The organism is Cupriavidus sp. U2 (genome assembly GCF_009663685.2).
Taxonomy (GTDB): Bacteria; Pseudomonadota; Gammaproteobacteria; order Burkholderiales; family Burkholderiaceae; genus Cupriavidus; species Cupriavidus necator_C.
The window spans coordinates 36,097-53,998 of record NZ_RCOG02000015.1; the positions used below are offsets into that span (position 1 = coordinate 36,097).

The following is a 17,902-nucleotide window of genomic DNA, read 5'->3' on the forward strand; positions in this document are numbered from 1 at the left end:
GGCACCGCGCAGCCATGCCGGTGTCCGCCGCACGGTGTCATGTGTCGCCAATGCATGCAAGTTGAAAAAAACCGGGTGAAGCATGGCATTACGGGGGAACGCGAACCGGCGCCGCGCAGGCGGAGTGGCCGCAATCGAGTTCGCGATAGTGTTTCCGCTGCTGTTTGCGGTAATGCTTGGCATCGTCTACTACGGCATGGTGCTGGCCCTGCAGCAAGTCCTGACGCTCGCCGCCGAGGAAGGTGCGCGGGCTGCCTTGCGTTATCCGCTCACCGCGAACGGCGGCACGCTGGCGACCACGCTCGCCCAGCGGGTCATCGCCGCCGACCTGGCCGCGCGCAGCACGCTGCCACCCAATATCGCCAACCGATTCGCGGCAGGCTCGCTGGCCCAGGCCGTGGCCTGCAGCGCGCCGCCCGGCACGCAATGCGTGCAGGTCACGCTCGATCTCCCCACGCAAACGTTCCTGCCGGTGGTGCCGTTCGTGCCAGTGCCCGCATCGCTGACCGGCGTCGCGGTGGTCCAGCTCTCTCCCGATACCTGAGGACACATGAGCAGCAAACAGATTCGAATCCTGGCCACCGTCCTGCTGATACTGGCCGGACTGCTCGCGCTGCTGGCGTGGCAGGTGGCACGCCAGCAGGCGGTGCCGATCCCGACTGCGCGCACCGCCCCGACCCATGCCGTGGTGGTCACCACGCGAGCCGTGGAAGCCGGCAAGCCCCTGAGCGCCGACGCGCTCGCGGTCATGCAACTGCCGATCGAGCCGGCCGGCGCCTACCAGGACGCGGCCCGCGTGGTCGGCCAGGTGCCGGTGGTGAACCTGGGCAGCAACGTGCCGGTGCTGGAAGGACAACTGCTGTCCGGGCTGGCGCGGCAGATTCCGGAGGGCGACCGTGCGCTGGCCGTGTCGGTGGACGAGGCGGTCGGCGTGGGCCATCAGGTGCAGCCCGGCGACTTTGTCGATGTGTTCGTGATCCTGCGCCGCGACAACCAGGAGATTGCCGAAAGCCAGACACGCCTGCTGCTGTCGCGCCTGCGCGTGCTGGCGTACGGCAATGGCAGTGTCAACGACTCACGCAAGGTGCAGGGCGAACAGATGATGGCCCGCCGCGACGGCGCGAAGACGGCCGTGCTATCCGTGCCGGTGGATCAGGTCGGCAAGCTGGCCATGGCGCAACAGGCCGGGCGGCTGGTGCTGGCGCTGCGCAATCCGTCGGATGCATCGATGCCCAGCGACGGCATGTTCGCCGAACCGCCCACCGTGCTGCAGGCCCGCGCCGGCGTGCCGCCGGAAGCCGAACGCGCGCCCGTGGACAAGGCCGCGGCCGGCATGAGCCTGGCCGGACTGGTAGGGCAGGCGCAAGCGGGCAACACCGCGCCGCGCGCCCTGGCCCCCGCGCCGTCCATGCGCGCCGCCGCGCAGCCGATGGCGTCACTGACGGCCTCGGCGCCACGACGCGAAATCCCCGACAACAACAACGGCGTGGAAGTGATCCGCGCCGGCAAGCGAGCGATCGAATAGCGGACGACACGGCATGCCCACATTGACGACAGACCGTGAACGGGCGCGTGCGCGCCAGATCGACACCGATCGTATCCACCGCCGATGGGCCGCGATGATGACGGCTGCCGTCTCGATGGCGGCCGTGCTGGCCGGGGCGATGCATCCGGCCATGGCGCAGGACGCCGGGCCGCCGCCCGCCGCGCGCACGTTGCGCCTGATGGCCGGCGCACAACAGGAGATCAAGCCGGGCCAGGCGCTGGAGCGCGTGGCCGTGGGCAACCCCGCCGTGGCCGATGCACTGCTGCTCAAGCAGCGCAATGGCGCGCCCACCGTGCTGGTGGTGGCGAAGCAGCCGGGCGTGACCGACATGATGGTCTGGAGCCGCAACGCGGCGCCGGTGACCTACAGCGTGCAGGTCGATGCGGTGGCACCGGATGCCGACGGCGCGCAGGTGGACCTGTCCGCCGCTGGCGCCACCATCCGGGGCGAATCGCGCGACGCCGCCGCCGCGGCGCGCACGCAGCAGGCGGCGCGGGCGGCGGTGGGCGGGCCGGACGGCAAGGGCGGCGTGGTGATCGACCGCTCGGTGGTGCCGGTGTCGAACACGGTGCAGGTCGATGTGAAAGTGGTGGAGATCAGCAAGACCGTGCTGAAGGAGGTCGGGCTCAATTTCGTCAAGAGCAGCGGCGGCTTCACGTTCGGGCAGTTCAGCCCGACGTCGCTGACAAAGGCCACGATCGGCCCGTCGCCGTCCTTCGAAAGCGCGTTGCCGATGAGCAGCGCGTTCAATCTGGTGGCGGCCTGGGCCAAGGAGGGCATCTTCGCCAACCTGAGCCTGCTGGAAAGCAATGGCCTGGTCAGGGTGCTGGCCGAGCCAAGCCTGGTGACGCTGTCGGGCCAGAGCGCGAGCTTCCTGGCGGGCGGCGAGATCCCCATCCCGGTGCCGCAGGCGCTGGGCACCACGACGATCCAGTTCAAGCCATTCGGCATCGGCCTGACCGTGTCGCCGACGGTGATGTCGAAGTCGCGCATCGCGCTGAAGGTGGCGCCCGAGGCCAGCGATCTCGATCCGTCGCGCGGCATCAGCATCAATGGGGCGTCGGTGCCGGCCATTGTCACGCGGCGCGCCGATACCACGGTGGAACTGGGCGACGGCGAGAGCTTCGTGATTGGCGGGCTGGTCAGCCGCAACACGGTCAGCAATGTGAGCAAGGTGCCGTTCCTGGGGGACCTGCCGATCATCGGCAGCTTCTTCAAGAACCTGAACTTCCACCAGGAGGACCGCGAACTGATGATCGTGGTCACGCCGCGCCTGGTGAAACCGCTGGCGCGGGATTCCCAGGCCGCTGCGAACGTGGCCAACGACGGCCGCACGAGCGCCAGCCCCAATATCTGGGGGCGCTTCGTGCTGGGCGAGTACGCAGATCCGACCCTGCCGGGTTTTTCGCGGTAGCGGCGGCAGATGGAGCGAGTGACGAGGATGGATGCCTTCCTGCTGAACACCCGGCGCGAGACCCTGCGCCAGTGGCTGGACCAGGCGCTGGGCGGCGCCGGCACGCTGGTGGCCGAGGACGGGGCACAGGAAGCCTTTATCGAGCAGGTCGGCGCCGTTCGTCCCGGGCTGGTCTTCCTGGACTTCGGCGCGCTGCATGCCGAGGCCTCGGCCCGGCTGGCCGAGCAGGTGGCGCGGCTGTTTCCGCAACTGCCGCTGGTGGCCATCGGCAACGCCGGCGAACCGGAAGCGATGCTGGCTGCACTGCGCGCCGGCGTGCGCGACTTCATCGACCTGCGCGGTGCGCCGGCCCAGGCCACCGACGCCGTGCGGCGGCTGATGGTGCCCCGCGCCCAGGTGCGGCCCGTGACGCCCACGCACCGGCACGGCAAGATCGTGGCGCTGCTGGGGGCCAGGCCCGGTGTCGGCGTGAGCACGCTGGCCGTGAACCTGGCCGCGAGCGTGCGCCAGCGCGAGGGGGCGGGCCCGCCGGCCGAGGTGCTGCTGCTGGACCTTGGCCTGCCGGTGCGCGACGGCGCGCTCTACATGAACATCGCGCCCGAATTCCATTTCGTCGAGGCCGTGCGCAACCTGCGCCGCTTTGACCAGGTGTTCGTCGATACCGCGCTGGCACGGCATGTCAGCGGGGTGTCGGTGCTGCCGCTGCCGGCCGCGCTGGCCGAACTGCGCGATGTGTCGTTTTCCGAGGCGCTGGCGCTGCTGGACCGCCTGCGTGCGTTTTTCGACCTCCAGGTGATCGATCTGGGCGGATTTTCGAATGCCGAGTTCATGTCGCAGATCGTCAAGGCCGCCGATGCCGTCGTGATGGTGGCCGAGCAGAGCGTGGGTGCCATCGTCTCGGCCGCGGAACTGCTGCACGAGCTGAAGAAGCGCGAGATCGACCGCCCCGACCTGCATCTGATGGTGTCGCGCTTCGATCCCGAACTTGGCGTGGATGCGGCGCAGATCGCCGAGCGCATCGGCGTGGCAACGGTCGATACGCTGCCCGACCGGCGCGCGGCGCTGGTGCAGGCCGCCAATCGCGGCGCGGTGCTGGCCGAGGCCGCACCGGCCGACCCCTACGTGCGTGCCGTGGGCGCGCTCATGGAACGGCTGGGCTACCGCACGGAACAGGCTTCCGAGCGCGGCATCCTGGCCCGGATCAAGGAGAAGCTGCCCGAGGCGTTGCGTGTTGCACGCGTTGCACGGGCGGGGAACTGACATGACCGAAGCCATCGAATTCTCGGATAACGCCGCCGCGCCGTTTCCTGTTTCCCAGGAATTCCACAAGATCAAGGAAGCCGCGCACGAACATCTGCTGACGCGGATCGAGGAACTTGGGGCGGAGTTTGGCCGCTGGACGCGCACCGCCATCCAGCGGTTTGTCGATCTGGAGCTGGAAAGCTTCACGCGCCTGCGCCGCATTCCGATCAACGAGGCCGAGCTGCATCAGATTTCCGAGGCGCTGACCAAGGAACTGGCCGGCTTTGGCCCGATCGAGGACCTGCTGCACGACGTGGCCGTGGAAGACATCCTCGTGAACGGGCATCTCGACGTCTACGTGTCGCGGCACGGCGTCCTGGAGCGGATACCCGTGCGCTTTGCCGACAACGGCCACCTGCTGCGCATCGTGCGACGCATCCTGGCGCCGATCGGCCGGCGCCTGGACGAATCGAACCCGATGGTCGACGCCCGCCTGCCCGACGGGGGCCGCATCAACGTGATCATCCCGCCGCTGGCGCTGGCGGGCCCCGTGGTATCGATCCGCAAATTCCGCAAGGACCCGCTGACGCCGGCCGACCTGCAGGCGCTGGGCACCATGAGCCCCGAGATCACGGAACTGCTGGAAGCGGCGGTGCGCGCGCGCTGCAACATCCTGGTGAGCGGCGGCACAAGTTCTGGCAAGACGTCGCTGCTCAATGCGCTGGCCACCTTCATGCCGGCGGGCGAGCGCGTGATCACGATAGAGGACACCGCCGAGCTGGCGCTGAACCATCCGCACGTGGTGCGGCTGGAAAGCCGTCCCGGCGGCTTCGAGGGCACGGGCACGGTCACCATCCGCGACCTGCTGCGCAACAGCCTGCGCATGCGCCCCGACCGCATCATCGTGGGTGAAGTGCGTGGCGGCGAGGTGCTGGAAATGCTGCAGGCCATGAGTACCGGCCATGACGGGTCGATGGGCACCATCCACGCCAGCAGCCCGCGCGAATGCCTGTACCGGCTCGAAATGCTGGCCGGCTTTGCCGGCTTCCAGGGCAGCGAGGTGAGCCTGCGCCGCCAGATTGCCAATGCCGTGGACTTCATCGTGCAGATCGGGCGGCTGTCCAGCGGACGCCGGCGCATCCTGTCGGTCACCGAGGTCACCGGGCTGGGCGACAACATCATTTCCACGCAGGAGCTGTACCGCCACGAGCCCGTCATCAACGCCGACGGCACCGAGACCGACCGCTGGCATTCGCTTGGCATCCTGCCCCATTCGCCCAAGCTGGCGCGCATGCGTCCGGCCACCTTTGCCCTGGACGACCGCTTTGATCTCTAGCGCCAGCCTGTTCATCGCCACGTTTGCCCTGGTGCTGCTGGGGCTGGGCCTGCTGATGCTGGCAACGGCCCGTGGCCGGGCCAACGCCGAGCGCGCTCGCGCCCACCTGGCCGCGCAGACCGAACAGGTGCGTGCCCGTTATGCATCGGCCACGGAACCGGAGCCGCATGGCGCGGTGCGCGACCTGCGCCGGCGCTGGGCCGACCTGCTGCGCCGCGCCGACATGGCGCCAACGCGCGGCACATACCTGCGCTGGGGCGTGCCCATGCTGAGCCTGGTCGTGGCGGGCGCGGCGGCCGGCGGTGCCATCGGCCTGGTGGCGATGCTGGTGGTTGCCGTGGCGACGGCGGCCTTCGTGCTGTGGCTGCGCATCAGCCGGCTCAAGGGCAAGATGCTGCGCCAGCTGCCGGGCTTCCTCGATGGCGTGGTGCGCCTGATGACGATCGGCAGCAGCGTGCCGGCCGCGTTCCAGAATTCGGTGGCCAATACCGAACCGCCGCTGCGCCAATGCCTGGTGCAGGCCATCCACCTGCAGCGGGCCGGCAAGGAACTGGACCAGGCCGTGATGCAGATGGGCCGCGCCTATGACCTGGACGAGCTGGTCATCGTGTCGTCGGTGCTGCGGCTGTCGCAGCGATATGGCGGGCGTGCCGACGTGGTGATGGAGCGTACCGCTACCTTCATGCGCGACCGCGAGGAAGCGCAGCGCGAGTTGATGGCGCTGTCGGCCGAGACGCGCCTGTCCGCCTGGGTGCTGGGCCTGTTGCCGCTGGTGGTGGCGGGCGGGCTGTTCATGATGAACGCCGGCTACATCATGATGATGTGGAAGGACCCCACCGGCCGCATCATGCTGCTGGGCGCCGCCGGGCTCGAAGTGGCCGGCATCCTGATGCTGTACCGGCTGGCAAAGTCGATCTAGGAGCCGCTGGCCATGCAGATCGATGCCACCACCCTGATCTCCGCGAGCCTGGCTGCGGCCGCGATGGCGCTACTGGTACTGGCCTGGCCGCTGCTGCGGCAATGGCGGCAGCGGCGCGAGGCCGCACGGACCATCGACGCCGCGCTGCAGCGGCAGGCCATGCACGGTGTAGCCGCCGCGCAGGGCGAGGCCGCACCGGGGCAGGCGCAGGCAGCCGGGGCCGCCGCACAGGCGACGGCCACCGCATCGGCCGCTGCAACTTCCGCCGCCCCGCAGATGTCGGCGCGCGCGGCAGCGGCCGCCGCCGCGCTGGGGCAAGCGTCTGCGCGGCCAGCTGCGGCAGCCAGACCAGCGCCCGCCACGCTCGGCGCCAGGCTCGGCGCGGCGTTCGGCGACCGTTTCAACCAGTCGTGGCTCGAATCGCGCCTTGGCCGTGCGGTGGTCGCCGCCGAGGAACAGTTGCTGCTGGAGCAGTGCGGCTTTTATGGCCTGCAGCCGCGCGCCGTATTCGGCGGCCTGCGGGTGCTGGTGCCTGCCGCGCTGGCGGGCGCCGTGCTGCTCTGGCGGATCGACGGCCCGACGGCGCAGGCATTGGCCTGGGGGTTCGCCACATTCGCGACGGCGTACCTGCTGCCGAAGATCGCATTGCGCCGCTGGGCGGGCAACCGCCAGCGCGAAGTGGCCGAGGAACTGCCGGTGCTGATCGACATGCTGCGGCTGCTGCAGGGCGTGGGCCTGTCGATCGACCAGAGCCTGCAGGTCATCGTCACCGAATTCGGCGCGATGCTGCGCGTGCTGGGGCCCGAGCTGCAGCGTGCGAATCAGCAGTTTGCGTCGGGCCGCTCGCGGGAACAGACGCTGCAGCGCATCGGCAAGCTGTTCGACGACGAAGACCTGAAGAGCCTGATCACGCTGTTGACGCAGGTGGACAAGCACGGCGGCGCGGTGCAGGAGCCGCTGCGCCAGTTTGGCGAGCGGCTGCAGGTGGCCCGCAAGGCGCGCATGAAGGACAAGATCGGCCGGCTGACCGTGAAGATGACCGGCGTGATGGTGGTCAGCCTGCTGCCGGTGCTGCTGATCCTGACGGCGGGGCCCGGCTTCCTCGGCGTGATCCGGATGCTGGCCCGCATGAACGGAGGACATGGATGACAAGACTATCCCGCCCGCTGCTGGCAGGCTCGCTTGCGGCGGCCATGGCGTTGCTGGGCGGCTGTGCCAGCACGCCCAACAGCGCCGAGGCCATGGCACGCCAGGCCGATGCGCAGATCGAGCTGGCCCGGCTGCAGGACAAGGCCGCACGCGCCGAGTACAACGACCAGAACGTCTACCTGGGCCTGATCGGCAAGATGCAGCAGGAAGGCATGTACTACGCTTCGCTGGCCCATATCGACGCGTACCAGCAGAAGTACGGCAGCAGCACCGCGCTGCAGGTACTGCGCGCCGATGCGCTGCGCGAGACCGGCCAGGACGACGCGGCGCTGCAGGCCTATCGCGACCTGCTGAACACCGATCGCGCCGCCCGCGCACGCCACGGCATCGGCCTGGTGCTGGGCCGGCAGGGCGATTTCATGCGCGCCGCCGTGGAACTGCGCCAGGCGGCGGTGCTCGAGCCGGTCAACGCGCAGGTGGCCAACGACCTGGGCTATGCGCTGATGCGTGGTGGCGCGCTGCAGGATGCGCGCGTGCCGGTGATGCAGGCGCTGGAACTGGACGCCAACAATCCGCGGGTCATCAGCAATGCCGTGGTGTGGATGCTGGCCACCGGCAAGCGCAGCGAGGCCACCGCGATGATGCAGCGTGCCGCGATGCCGGACCCCACGCGCGCCGCCATCCGCAAGGAAGCGGACCGCGTGACCCGCGCCGCGCAGTTGCGCGACAGGACGGCGCCACGCGGCAACGCCCATCCGAATGCCGCCGCGAACCCCATGCCGGACTCCAATGCGAACCCGGCGGCCGCGCAGTCCGTGGCGCTCAACGCAGGAGCCAGACCGTGACCCTTTTCCCGTTTGCACCGCGCCTGGCCCGGATGGCGGCGCTCGCCGCGCTGGTGGCAGCCGCGCCGGCCATGGCCCAGCAGCCGACGGCGCCCGCCGAGGTGCGTCCCAACGACGCAGCGGTAGGCGACACCACGCGCAGCCTGCTCGACATCCAGCGCAGCGGATCGCAGGCCGGCCCGCAGCAACCGTTGACCGGCGACCAGGCCGCGCTGGGGTACGCGCGCTACATGCGCAGCTTCACCCATCCGCTGCCCGAGTTCTTCTCGACGATTTCCACCGGCAGCCCGCTGCGCGGCGGCGCGGGCAGCCAGCCGATGAACGGGCAATAGCGACACGCCATGCAGCATCGGGCCGATCTCCATCGACAGCGCGGCGCCATCAGCCTGATGGCCGCCGTACTGATCGCCACCGTGGTCATCGGTGCCATGGTGTCGATCGATGTCGGCTTCGTGTTCTACAGCCAGCGGCAGTTGCAGAAGGCGGTGGACCTGGCGGCGCTGTCGGGCGCCCAGCAGCTCAAGCGTGCCGATGACCTGCCGACCACCACGGCCAACGTGATGGCTTCCGTGACGGCAGCGGCCAGCCAGAACGGCTATCGCGGTGCAGTGGGCGCGGACTGTGCCGGCGCGGCGGCCGACGCTGCCGACCGCATGCGCACGTGCCTGGGCGTGTGGGACCCGGCCGATGCCGTGAACGGCGACAGCGTTCGGCACTTCAACGCCGCCTACGACGCGGCGGCGCTATCGCCCAATGCGGTGCGGGTGCAGGGCACGCTGACGGTGCCGCTGCTGTTCGTGCTGCCCGGCGGCACGTCGCGCCAGCTGCATGCCGAGGCCATCGCGGCAGCCAGCCCGCCGGTGGCGTCGTTTTCGCTGGGCAGCGGATTGCTGAACCTGAACTCGGCAAGCGGCGTGCTGGGCCTGCTGCTGGGCAATACGGTGAATCTTTCGGTGGCCGACTGGAACGGACTGGCAAATGCCAACGTCACGCTGGAGCAGCTGAGGCTCCAGCTTGGCGTGGGAACGGTCGATGCGCTGCTGAACACCACGCTGTCGATCCGCGAGTTCTACGCGCTGGTACTGAATGCGGCCGGGCGGCAGGCGCTGCTGGGTGCGGCGCTGGGCAGCCCCGAGACGCAGCTCGGCCTGAACGGGCTCGGCACCAATCTGACGCTGGCGCGGTTGCTGGATCTCGGCGTGCTTACGCCCGCCGCGTCGTCGGCGGCCGAAGTGGGTCTGAACGTGGCATCGCTGCTGACCACCGCCGCCTATGTGGCGCGCGGCAGTAGCGCGGTGGCGCTCAACATTCCGAATCTGAACGTGCCGTTGCAACCGGTGGGCAGCGCCACTGCCACGGCATCGCTGACCATTATTGATCCGCCCAAGGTGGCGGTGGGCCCGGCGAAACAACTGCCCGACGGCAGCTGGAAGACGACGGCGTCCACCGCGCAGCTGGGCGTCAACCTGGCCGTGCATGCCAATATTGGCTTGCCGCCGCTGGTATCAGCCAGCGTCGACCTGCCGCTGCTGCTCAAGGTTGCGCAGGCCAAGGCGGACCTGACCGCCTTGCAGTGCGCCGCCACGGCAGACCAGCGGACCGCCACCATCAGGGTAGACCCAAGCCTGATGGTGGCATGCCTGACCGAAAACAAGCTGCAATGCACGTCGTCCAGCCAACTGCGGGTGGGCACCGTCAGTGTCGTGACGCTGCCGTTGCCGCTGATTCCGGGCAGCTTGGCCCAGGCAGACCTGATCGCCCACCCGACCCTGCAAACGGCATCGACCGCCCCCGGCACGGACCTGGTGCTGCACCCTGGCGCCAATGCCTCCACGTCGGCGACCGCGCCGGCGAGTCGCACCGTCGGCGATCTCCTGCGGAATCTCAATCCTGTTCTTTCCCTGGATGTGCTGGGTCTCAAGGTGCCGAGCATCGCCCCGGGGGATCTGCTCACGCCGCTGATTGATCCGCTGGGGCCGTTGATCGACGGGGTGGCAGGCTGGCTGCTGGCCACGCTGGGCATCGATATCGCCAACGCCAACGTCCGGCTGAACAGCGTGGACTGCAACAACGCCGAACTTGTGTATTGAATCCTGAGCCATCATGAAAGCAGAGCGTTGGGCCTACGAGAGCCTCGAAGTCTATGTGTGGGAAGGCCAGTACGACATTGCCGACCGCGTGGCGCGATTCCTGACGCCGCTGGGGACCGAGGTGATTCGTGCCGGGGCGCTGGACGCGCTGCCGAACGAGGCGCGCGTGAAGCCGTGCATTGCCGTGATCAGCGCATCGGCGATCGGCTCGGCCAAGTTCACGCTGGACTGGGAAGCCGCCCACGGCATGCCGGTGATCTGGGTGGGCGCGCCGGACCGCGAGACCGATCCGGGCCGCTTTCCGCCCGAGTATGCGTACATCCTGCCGCACGACTTCAATGGCGGCGACCTGCGCAACCAGATCGTCAAGCTGATGCCGCAGCTGCTGGCCGCCGGCGAGGCACGTCCCGACGTGGCCGACCTGGTGGCCGGATCGCCGGCCATGCAGGAGTTGCTGGAACAGGTGGAGACCTTCGCCAACTTCGACAGCAACGTGATGCTGTACGGAGAGACCGGCGCGGGCAAGGAGCGCATCGCACGGCTGTTCCACGAGCGCAACAGCCAGTATGGCAAGGGGCCGTTCGTCGCCGTGAACTGCGGGGCGATTCCCGACGGACTGTTCGAGTCGCAGTTCTTCGGCCATGCCAAGGGCGCCTTCACCGGCGCCATGTTTGCGCACCGGGGGTTTTTCGAACAGGCTACCGGCGGCACGCTGTTCCTGGACGAGATCGGCGACCTCCCACTGTTCCAGCAGGTCAAGCTGCTGCGCGTGCTGGAGGAAAACGCGCTGACGCGGCTGGGATCGACCATGGCCGTGAAGCTCGATTTCAGGCTGGTGGCGGCCACCAACAAGGACCTGCGCGAGGCGGTGCGCGAGGGCCGCTTCCGGGCCGACCTGTATTTCCGGCTGGCGGTGATCGAGTTGCGCATCCCGAGCCTGGAGGATCGTGGCCCGGGCGACAAGGTGGGCCTGCTGCAATCGTTCCTGCGCCACATGATGGGCGCGGCCGCCTACGATGCGCTGCCGCCCATGCCCGACTGGCTCAAGGGGGCCGTGGGCACGGCGTTCTTCGTCGGTAACGTGCGCGAGCTGCGCAACCTGGCCGAGCGCGTGGGCATCACCGCGCGGCAGTATGGCGGCTGGGACGAGGACCGCATACGGCCGCTGTTCCGGGGGCTGCGTCCGGGTGCGTTCGATGGTTCCGAGCGGGGCGATCCGCGCGCCGATGTCGAGGAGCGCCGCCGCATCATCGCCGCGCTCGACGCCAACGGCTGGCGGCGCCAGGATACGGCTGCCTGCCTGGGCATCAGCCGCAAGGTGCTGCGGGAGAAGATGCGCAAGTTCCAGATCGCCGACAGCGAGGCGGAGCCGGTCTGAAGGCCGCCTGCCGGCATCGGGACGTTATGATGCGGGACCGCACGGCAAGGCCGTGCATTACGCGCCACCGCGCCGAAGGACCCGAATTGCGTTTTCTCCACACCGCCGACTGGCATCTCGGTCGGCTTTTCCATGCCCGCAGCCTGATCGAAGACCAGGCGCACGTGCTCGACCAGTTCGTGGCGCTGGTGCGCGAGGTGCGGCCCGATGCCGTGCTGATTGCCGGCGACGTCTACGATCGCGCGGTGCCGCCGCCCGAGGCCGTGGCGCTGCTGGACGACGTGCTGGCGCGCATCGTGGTGGAAGCCGATGTGCCGGTGGTGATGATCGCGGGCAACCACGACAGCGCGCAGCGGCTGGATTTCGGCGCGCGTCTGCTGGCCGCGCGCGGCCTGCATGTGGCGGGCCGCACGGGGCCGGAAGCGGCTTGTGTGTCGCTGCGCGACGCCCACGGCGAAGTGCGGATCTACGCGTTGCCGTATGCGGAGCCGGCGGTGGTGCGCGACGCGCTCGGTGTCGAGCTGTCATCGCACGAGGCGGCGCTGGGCGCGCAACTCGACGCGATCCGGGCCAGCCATCCGGCCGGCGTGCGCGCCGTGGCGGTGGGACACGCATTCGTGGTGGGCGGCGCGGTCAGTGAATCGGAACGGCCGCTGTCGGTGGGCGGCAGCGGGGCGGTGGGGGCGGACCTGTTCCACGGTTTCGACTTCGTGGCACTGGGCCACCTGCACCGGCCGCAGACCATCGGCGAGCGGATTCATTACGCCGGGTCGCTGCTCAAGTATTCGCTGTCGGAAGCCGATCACCACAAGACCGTGTCGCTGGTCGAACTGGACGATAAAGGCGCCGTGCGCATCGAGCCCATCGCATTGAAGCCGCGCCGCGACCTGCGCATCCTGACCGGCGAACTGGCCGCGCTGGTGGAGGCGGGCCTGGCGGACGCGCGCCGCGACGACTACGTCCATGCGGTGCTGACCGATACCGGCGCGCTGCTGGACCCGATGGCGCGGCTGCGCGAGGCGTATCCGAACGCGCTGGCGATCGAACGCGCCATCCTGGCACGCAGCGGGCAGGCCGGCGAGGCGGGCCGGCGCATGCGCGAGCTGGACACCGGCAGTCTGTTTGCGAATTTCTTCCGCGAAGTGGCTGACGCGGACCTGGACGGCGACCAACGCCGCGCACTGGACCATCTTCTGGCCGGTATGGAGGCTTCGGAAAGGGAATCGGCATGAAACCGCTGTACCTGAGGTTGCAGGCTTTCGGTCCGTTTGCCGCCACCGAGACCATCGATTTCACGCGGCTCGGCGAGCAGGCGTTCTTCCTGATCCACGGACCCACGGGCGCGGGCAAGACCACGCTGCTGGATGCCATCTGCTTTGCGCTCTACGGCGATACGTCGGGCGGCGAGCGCAGCGCACAGGACATGCGCAGCGCCAATGCCGACCCAGCGCTGCGCACCGAAGTCACGCTGGAATTCGGGCTGGGGGCGATGCACTACCGCGTGTCGCGCTCGCCCACGCAGGACCGCCCCAGCCAGCGCGCGGCGGGCGGTTTCGTCAAGGAAGCCGCCAAGGCGCAGCTGGACGTGATGCTCGACGGCGCCTGGAAGAGCCACGCCAGCCAGCCGGGCCGCGTCAGCGACGCCGTGCGCGATCTGCTGGGCTTCGACAGCGCGCAGTTCCGGCAGGTCATCGTGCTGCCACAGGGCCGCTTTCGCGAGCTGCTGACCGCCGATTCGCGAGCGCGCCAGGGCATCCTGGAGCGGCTGTTCCATACCGAGCTGTATCGCCGCGTGGAAGAACAGCTCAAGGAGCAGGCCGCCAGCATCCGGCGCGAGGCCGAGCAGATTGCCGTGCGCCGCAAGACGTTGCTGGACCAGCACGGGCTGGCGTCGATCGACGCCCTGACCGATCGCATCGACGCGCTGCAGATCACGCTGGCCGAACTGCTGCGCCGCGAGGACGTCGCGCGCGCCGACAGCGAGGCCGCGCAGGCGTCGCTGCGCAAGGGCGAGCTCGAACATACCCAGATCAAGGCCTGGCGCGAAGCCGAGGGCGCGCATGCCATGCTGAATGCCAAGGTGGCGGCCGTGGACGGCGATCGCGCGCGGCTGCAGGCGGCGCGGCGCGCCGCGCAGGTCACGCCGGCGGTGCAGCAACTGCAGGCAGCCCGGCAGGATCAGGCCAGGGTGCGCGCGGCCCAGGCGCAAGCCGAGACATCGGCCACGCGGGCCGCGCAGGCGGCGGAAACTGCCGCCCGTGCGCTGCGCGCCGAACTGTCGCGCCAGGAGGCCCGGGCCGCCGCGCAACGCACGGTGACCCGGCTCGAACACCTGCTGCCGCACGCTCGCAGGCTGGAGGTGCAGCGCAATGCCGTGGCACAGGCCGGCACCACGCTGGCCATGGCGCAGTCGGCTTGCGCGGCGAAGATCGACGCTTTCCAGGCCGCCGCCAGGGCGCTCAAGGCGCTGGAGGCCGATGCCGAACAGGCGCGCGCGGGCGCGGCGGGGATGCAGGCGCTGCAGTTGCGGCTGGAACAGGCCCGCGAGCGCGCCGCCCGCATTGCGAAATACCGCCAGATCGAGGCCGAGCTTGGGCCGCTGCGCGCGGCACTGGCGTCCAGCGAGGCGCTGAAGCGCGCTGCCACCGAAGCCCGCGATGCGGCGCGCGTGGCCATGCGCCAGGCCGAGGTGGACTGGCGCCACGGGCAGGCCGCGCGCCTGGCCGGCAGCGTCCGGCGCGGCGAGCCGTGCCCGGTGTGCGGCGGCAAGGATCATCCGGCACTGGCGCAACAGACGCTGGCGCTGGTGACCGACGACGATCTCGATGCCGCACGGCTGGCGTTGCAGAAGGCCGAGGATGCGCTGGCCGAGGCCAGCACCGCGCACCAGCGGGCGGGCGCCAGCGCCGCGCAATGGCAGGCGCGGCTGGCGGATCTGATCGAGGCCGCTGGCGATGTTTCCGGGGCGGGCGCCAGCGCGCTCGATGCCGAGATCGCCGCGCTGGCCGAGGCTGCCCGCCAAGCCGAACAGGCAGGCAGGCGCGCCGAGGCGCTGGCGGCGCAGGCGGCGCACGCCCGCAAGGCCGTCGAGGCCGCCGAAGTGTTGGCCCAGGCTGCCGACACGGCCGCCCGCACAGCCGCGCAGGAACACGCGCGGCTGGATGGCGAATGGCGGGCCGCCTGCGAACAGGTGCCCGAGGATTCGCGCGACCCCGATACGATGACGGCCGCGCTGGAGGCTGCCCGGCGCGAAGCCGGCGCGCTCGAAGCCGCATTGCAGGCTGCACAGGGCGCCGAGCGCGACGCCGTCGCGCTGCAGGCCGCAACGGCGGCGGCGCTGGCGTCCGCGCGGGACAACGTCACCCAGGCCGACGCGCGCGTCACCGAGCGCGAGGCGGCATTGGCCGACGCCATGCGCGCGGCCGCCTTCGACCATGAAGACGCTTACGCTGCCGCGTGCCTGTCCGCCGACGACATGTCGGCGCTGGACGATGCGATCCGTGCGTTCGATGTCGAGCTGGCCCGTGCAGCCGAATGGCATGCCCGCACCGCCGCCATCGCCCAGGCGTTGCAGGTCCCCGACATGCCCGCGCTGCTGGCCACGCGCGACCAGGCGGCCGTGAGGCTCGAAGCCGCCATCCGCGAGCGCAGCGAAGTGGCCGCGTCGCGCGACACGCTGCTGCAATGCAAGGGGCAGGTGGAATCGCTGGCGGCCGAAGGGCGCGAGGTGGAAACGCGCTATGCGGTGCTGGGCCGCCTGTCGGAAGTGGCCAATGGCAACAATCCGCGCCGCATGACGTTCCAACGCTTTGTCCTGGCGACGCTGCTCGACGAGGTGCTGGAGGCGGCGTCGCTGCGCTTGCTGCGCATGAGCCGCGGCCGCTACGCGCTGCAGCGCGTGCGCGAGCAGGGGGACCAGCGCATGGCCGGCGGGCTGGACCTGGAGGTGTTCGACCACGACACCGGCACCACCCGGCCGGCCAACACGCTTTCGGGTGGCGAGGGCTTTCTGGCGTCGCTATCCTTGGCGCTGGGGCTCGCCGACGTGGTGCAGTCGCGCGCCGGCGGCATCCAGCTCGACACGCTGTTCGTGGACGAAGGGTTCGGCACGCTCGATCCGGAAAGCCTGGACTTCGCCATCCGCACGCTGCTCGATCTTCAGCAGGCCGGCCGGCTGGTCGGCATCATCTCGCACGTGGCAGAGTTGCGCGAACGGATCGATGTGCGGCTCGAGGTACGCCCCGGCGCGAACGGCAGCCAGGCGGTGCTGCGCTTGCCCTGAGCGTGCGCTGCGTGCGCCGGGCGTGACCGATTATCGCCCGCCACGCGCAGACCCTTATTGACCCTGTTTTGACGCCGGGTGTAACCTTTGTTCATTCTGCGAATTGGGGTTCGTATAGCGAACACCGCTGCACGCCCGATCCGCCGACCATCACCGAAGCCGCCGCAAGACGGCTCATCAAGACAACTGCAAGATTGTGGACCCTGTCCCGATGTCGTCGCCGTGCCGAGCACGGGGTCGGCGCGCGGGACGCCCGTCCGAGCAGTCTGCCGGAGACATCTTTGCGTGCCGCCCCTCTTGCGGCCGGTCCCGGCGCGATGCCGGACCCTTCCGTACTGGAACGCAAGTGATCAACAAGCTATATGACTCGGTGGAAGCGGCAGTGGCCGGCATCCACGACGGCGCCACGATCCTGATCGGCGGCTTTGGCCTGGCTGGCATGCCGGCGGAACTGATCGACGCGGTGATCGCCCAGGGGGCGCGTGACCTGACCATCGTCAACAACAACGCCGGCAATGGCGACACGGGCCTGGCGGCACTGCTGAAGACCAAGCGCGTGCGCAAGATCATTTGCTCGTTCCCGCGGCAGGTGGATTCGTATGTGTTCGATTCGCTGTTCCATGCGGGCGAGATCGAACTGGAACTGGTGCCGCAGGGCAACCTGGCCGAGCGCATCCGCGCCGCCGGTGCCGGCATTGGCGGTTTCTTCACGCGCACGGCCTACGGCACGCCGCTGGCCGAAGGCAAGGAAACGCGCATCATCGACGGCCAGGGTTATGTGTTCGAAAAGCCGATCCACGCCGACTTCGCGCTGATCAAGGCCGACACGGCAGACCGCTGGGGCAACCTGACCTACCGCAAGACCGCACGCAACTTCGGCCCGATCATGGCCATGGCTGCCAAGTGCGCGATCGTGCAGGTCAGCCACGTCGTCGAACTGGGCGACATGAACCCCGAGCACATCGTCACGCCGGGCCTGTTCGTCAAGCGTGTGGTCAAGGTGGGCGGCTCGGCTGCCCAGGCCGCCTGAGCTTAGAAGGAGAAAGAACATGCAACGCCTGACCCGCGACCAGATGGCCGCCCGCGTGGCCAAAGACATTCCGGACGGTGCCGTGGTGAACCTCGGCATCGGCCTGCCCACCCTGGTTGGCAACCATCTGCCGGCTGACAAGGAAATCCTGCTGCACAGCGAAAACGGCCTGCTGGGCATGGGCCCCGCCCCGGCTGCCGGTGAAGAAGACGGCGACCTGATCAACGCCGGCAAGCAGCCGGTGACGATCAAGGCCGGTGGTTCGTACTTCCACCACGCCGATTCGTTCGCGATGATGCGCGGCGGCCATCTTGACTACTGTGTGCTGGGCGGCTTCCAGGTGTCCGAAAAGGGCGACCTGGCCAACTGGCATACCGGTGCCCCCGGCGCCATTCCCGCCGTGGGCGGTGCGATGGACCTGGCAATCGGCGCCAAGCAGGTGTTCGTGATGATGGAGCACCTGACCAAGCAGGGCGAGAGCAAGATCGTGCCGGAATGCACCTATCCGCTGACCGGCATCGGCTGCGTGACGCGCATCTACACGGATCTGGCCACGCTCGACGTGACGCCGGACGGCCTGGTTGCCCGCGACCTCGCGGAAGGCCTGTCGTTTGACGAACTGCAACGTCTGACCGGCGTGCCCCTGAAGCAGGCGCAAACCGCCTGATCCA

Annotated in this window: 15 protein-coding genes; all 15 read left to right on the plus strand. The window is 69.4% G+C overall.

Annotated features, from left to right (window positions below; all coding sequences use genetic code 11):
• Positions 1–82: 82 nt before the first annotated feature.
• Complete coding sequence (locus D9X30_RS14050) at positions 83–544, plus strand: TadE/TadG family type IV pilus assembly protein (RefSeq protein WP_153949819.1); 462 nt, start codon at positions 83–85, stop codon at positions 542–544.
• Positions 545–550: 6 nt separating this feature from the next.
• A complete protein-coding gene (gene cpaB / locus D9X30_RS14055) occupies positions 551–1,525 on the plus strand; it encodes a Flp pilus assembly protein CpaB (RefSeq protein ID WP_153949818.1) in 975 nt (324 codons plus the stop codon).
• Between the two features lie 139 nt (positions 1,526–1,664).
• Positions 1,665–2,960 carry a type II and III secretion system protein family protein gene (locus D9X30_RS14060; protein WP_228771089.1) on the plus strand — a complete coding sequence of 432 codons (1,296 nt, stop codon included), beginning with the start codon at positions 1,665–1,667 and terminating at the stop codon, positions 2,958–2,960.
• Positions 2,961–2,987: 27 nt separating this feature from the next.
• The gene (locus tag D9X30_RS14065) at positions 2,988–4,220 is read left to right on the plus strand and encodes a pilus assembly protein (RefSeq protein WP_153949817.1); all 1,233 of its coding nucleotides are present in this window, start codon (positions 2,988–2,990) and stop codon (positions 4,218–4,220) included.
• A 1-nt stretch (position 4,221) separates the two neighbouring features.
• Entirely contained in the window at positions 4,222–5,538 is a 1,317-nt protein-coding gene (locus D9X30_RS14070) for a TadA family conjugal transfer-associated ATPase (protein WP_153949816.1), read from the plus strand.
• The gene (locus D9X30_RS14075; RefSeq protein ID WP_249640966.1) at positions 5,531–6,457 is read left to right on the plus strand and encodes a type II secretion system F family protein; all 927 of its coding nucleotides are present in this window, start codon (positions 5,531–5,533) and stop codon (positions 6,455–6,457) included. Before D9X30_RS14070 ends, D9X30_RS14075 begins: the two co-directional genes overlap by 8 nt.
• A gap of 18 nt (positions 6,458–6,475) precedes the next feature.
• Entirely contained in the window at positions 6,476–7,606 is a 1,131-nt protein-coding gene (locus D9X30_RS14080) for a type II secretion system F family protein (protein ID WP_249640967.1), read from the plus strand.
• Positions 7,603–8,451, plus strand: coding sequence for a tetratricopeptide repeat protein (locus D9X30_RS14085; RefSeq protein WP_228771085.1), 849 nt, complete (start codon positions 7,603–7,605; stop codon positions 8,449–8,451). Before D9X30_RS14080 ends, D9X30_RS14085 begins: the two co-directional genes overlap by 4 nt.
• Positions 8,448–8,783: a DUF3613 domain-containing protein gene (locus D9X30_RS14090; RefSeq protein ID WP_249640961.1), complete on the plus strand. Its 336-nt coding sequence runs from the start codon at positions 8,448–8,450 to the stop codon at positions 8,781–8,783. The genes D9X30_RS14085 and D9X30_RS14090 overlap by 4 nt, the downstream gene beginning before the upstream one ends.
• Positions 8,784–8,792: 9 nt before the next feature.
• Entirely contained in the window at positions 8,793–10,541 is a 1,749-nt protein-coding gene (locus D9X30_RS14095; RefSeq protein ID WP_228771084.1) for a TadG family pilus assembly protein, read from the plus strand.
• A gap of 13 nt (positions 10,542–10,554) precedes the next feature.
• A complete protein-coding gene (locus D9X30_RS14100) occupies positions 10,555–11,919 on the plus strand; it encodes a sigma 54-interacting transcriptional regulator (RefSeq protein ID WP_153949814.1) in 1,365 nt (454 codons plus the stop codon).
• 86 nt (positions 11,920–12,005) lie between these two features.
• Positions 12,006–13,151 carry an exonuclease SbcCD subunit D gene (locus D9X30_RS14105; RefSeq protein ID WP_153949813.1) on the plus strand — a complete coding sequence of 382 codons (1,146 nt, stop codon included), beginning with the start codon at positions 12,006–12,008 and terminating at the stop codon, positions 13,149–13,151.
• Entirely contained in the window at positions 13,148–16,201 is a 3,054-nt protein-coding gene (locus D9X30_RS14110; RefSeq protein WP_153949812.1) for an AAA family ATPase, read from the plus strand. The genes D9X30_RS14105 and D9X30_RS14110 overlap by 4 nt, the downstream gene beginning before the upstream one ends.
• A gap of 346 nt (positions 16,202–16,547) precedes the next feature.
• On the plus strand, positions 16,548–17,231 hold the full coding sequence (locus D9X30_RS14115) for a 3-oxoacid CoA-transferase subunit A (protein WP_249640962.1): 684 nt from the start codon (positions 16,548–16,550) through the stop codon (positions 17,229–17,231).
• A 19-nt stretch (positions 17,232–17,250) separates the two neighbouring features.
• A complete protein-coding gene (locus D9X30_RS14120; RefSeq protein WP_153949811.1) occupies positions 17,251–17,898 on the plus strand; it encodes a CoA transferase subunit B in 648 nt (215 codons plus the stop codon).
• Positions 17,899–17,902 lie beyond the last annotated feature (4 nt).

Coding starts and splice junctions, on each gene's coding strand:
- D9X30_RS14050 (WP_153949819.1), top strand. CDS start 83: ATGGCATTACGGGGGAACGCGAACCGGCGCCGCGCAGGCGGAGTGGCC.
- cpaB (WP_153949818.1), top strand. CDS start 551: ATGAGCAGCAAACAGATTCGAATCCTGGCCACCGTCCTGCTGATACTG.
- D9X30_RS14060 (WP_228771089.1), top strand. CDS start 1,665: ATGCATCCGGCCATGGCGCAGGACGCCGGGCCGCCGCCCGCCGCGCGC.
- D9X30_RS14065 (WP_153949817.1), top strand. CDS start 2,988: ATGGATGCCTTCCTGCTGAACACCCGGCGCGAGACCCTGCGCCAGTGG.
- D9X30_RS14070 (WP_153949816.1), top strand. CDS start 4,222: ATGACCGAAGCCATCGAATTCTCGGATAACGCCGCCGCGCCGTTTCCT.
- D9X30_RS14085 (WP_228771085.1), top strand. CDS start 7,603: ATGACAAGACTATCCCGCCCGCTGCTGGCAGGCTCGCTTGCGGCGGCC.
- D9X30_RS14095 (WP_228771084.1), top strand. CDS start 8,793: ATGCAGCATCGGGCCGATCTCCATCGACAGCGCGGCGCCATCAGCCTG.
- D9X30_RS14100 (WP_153949814.1), top strand. CDS start 10,555: ATGAAAGCAGAGCGTTGGGCCTACGAGAGCCTCGAAGTCTATGTGTGG.
- D9X30_RS14110 (WP_153949812.1), top strand. CDS start 13,148: ATGAAACCGCTGTACCTGAGGTTGCAGGCTTTCGGTCCGTTTGCCGCC.
- D9X30_RS14120 (WP_153949811.1), top strand. CDS start 17,251: ATGCAACGCCTGACCCGCGACCAGATGGCCGCCCGCGTGGCCAAAGAC.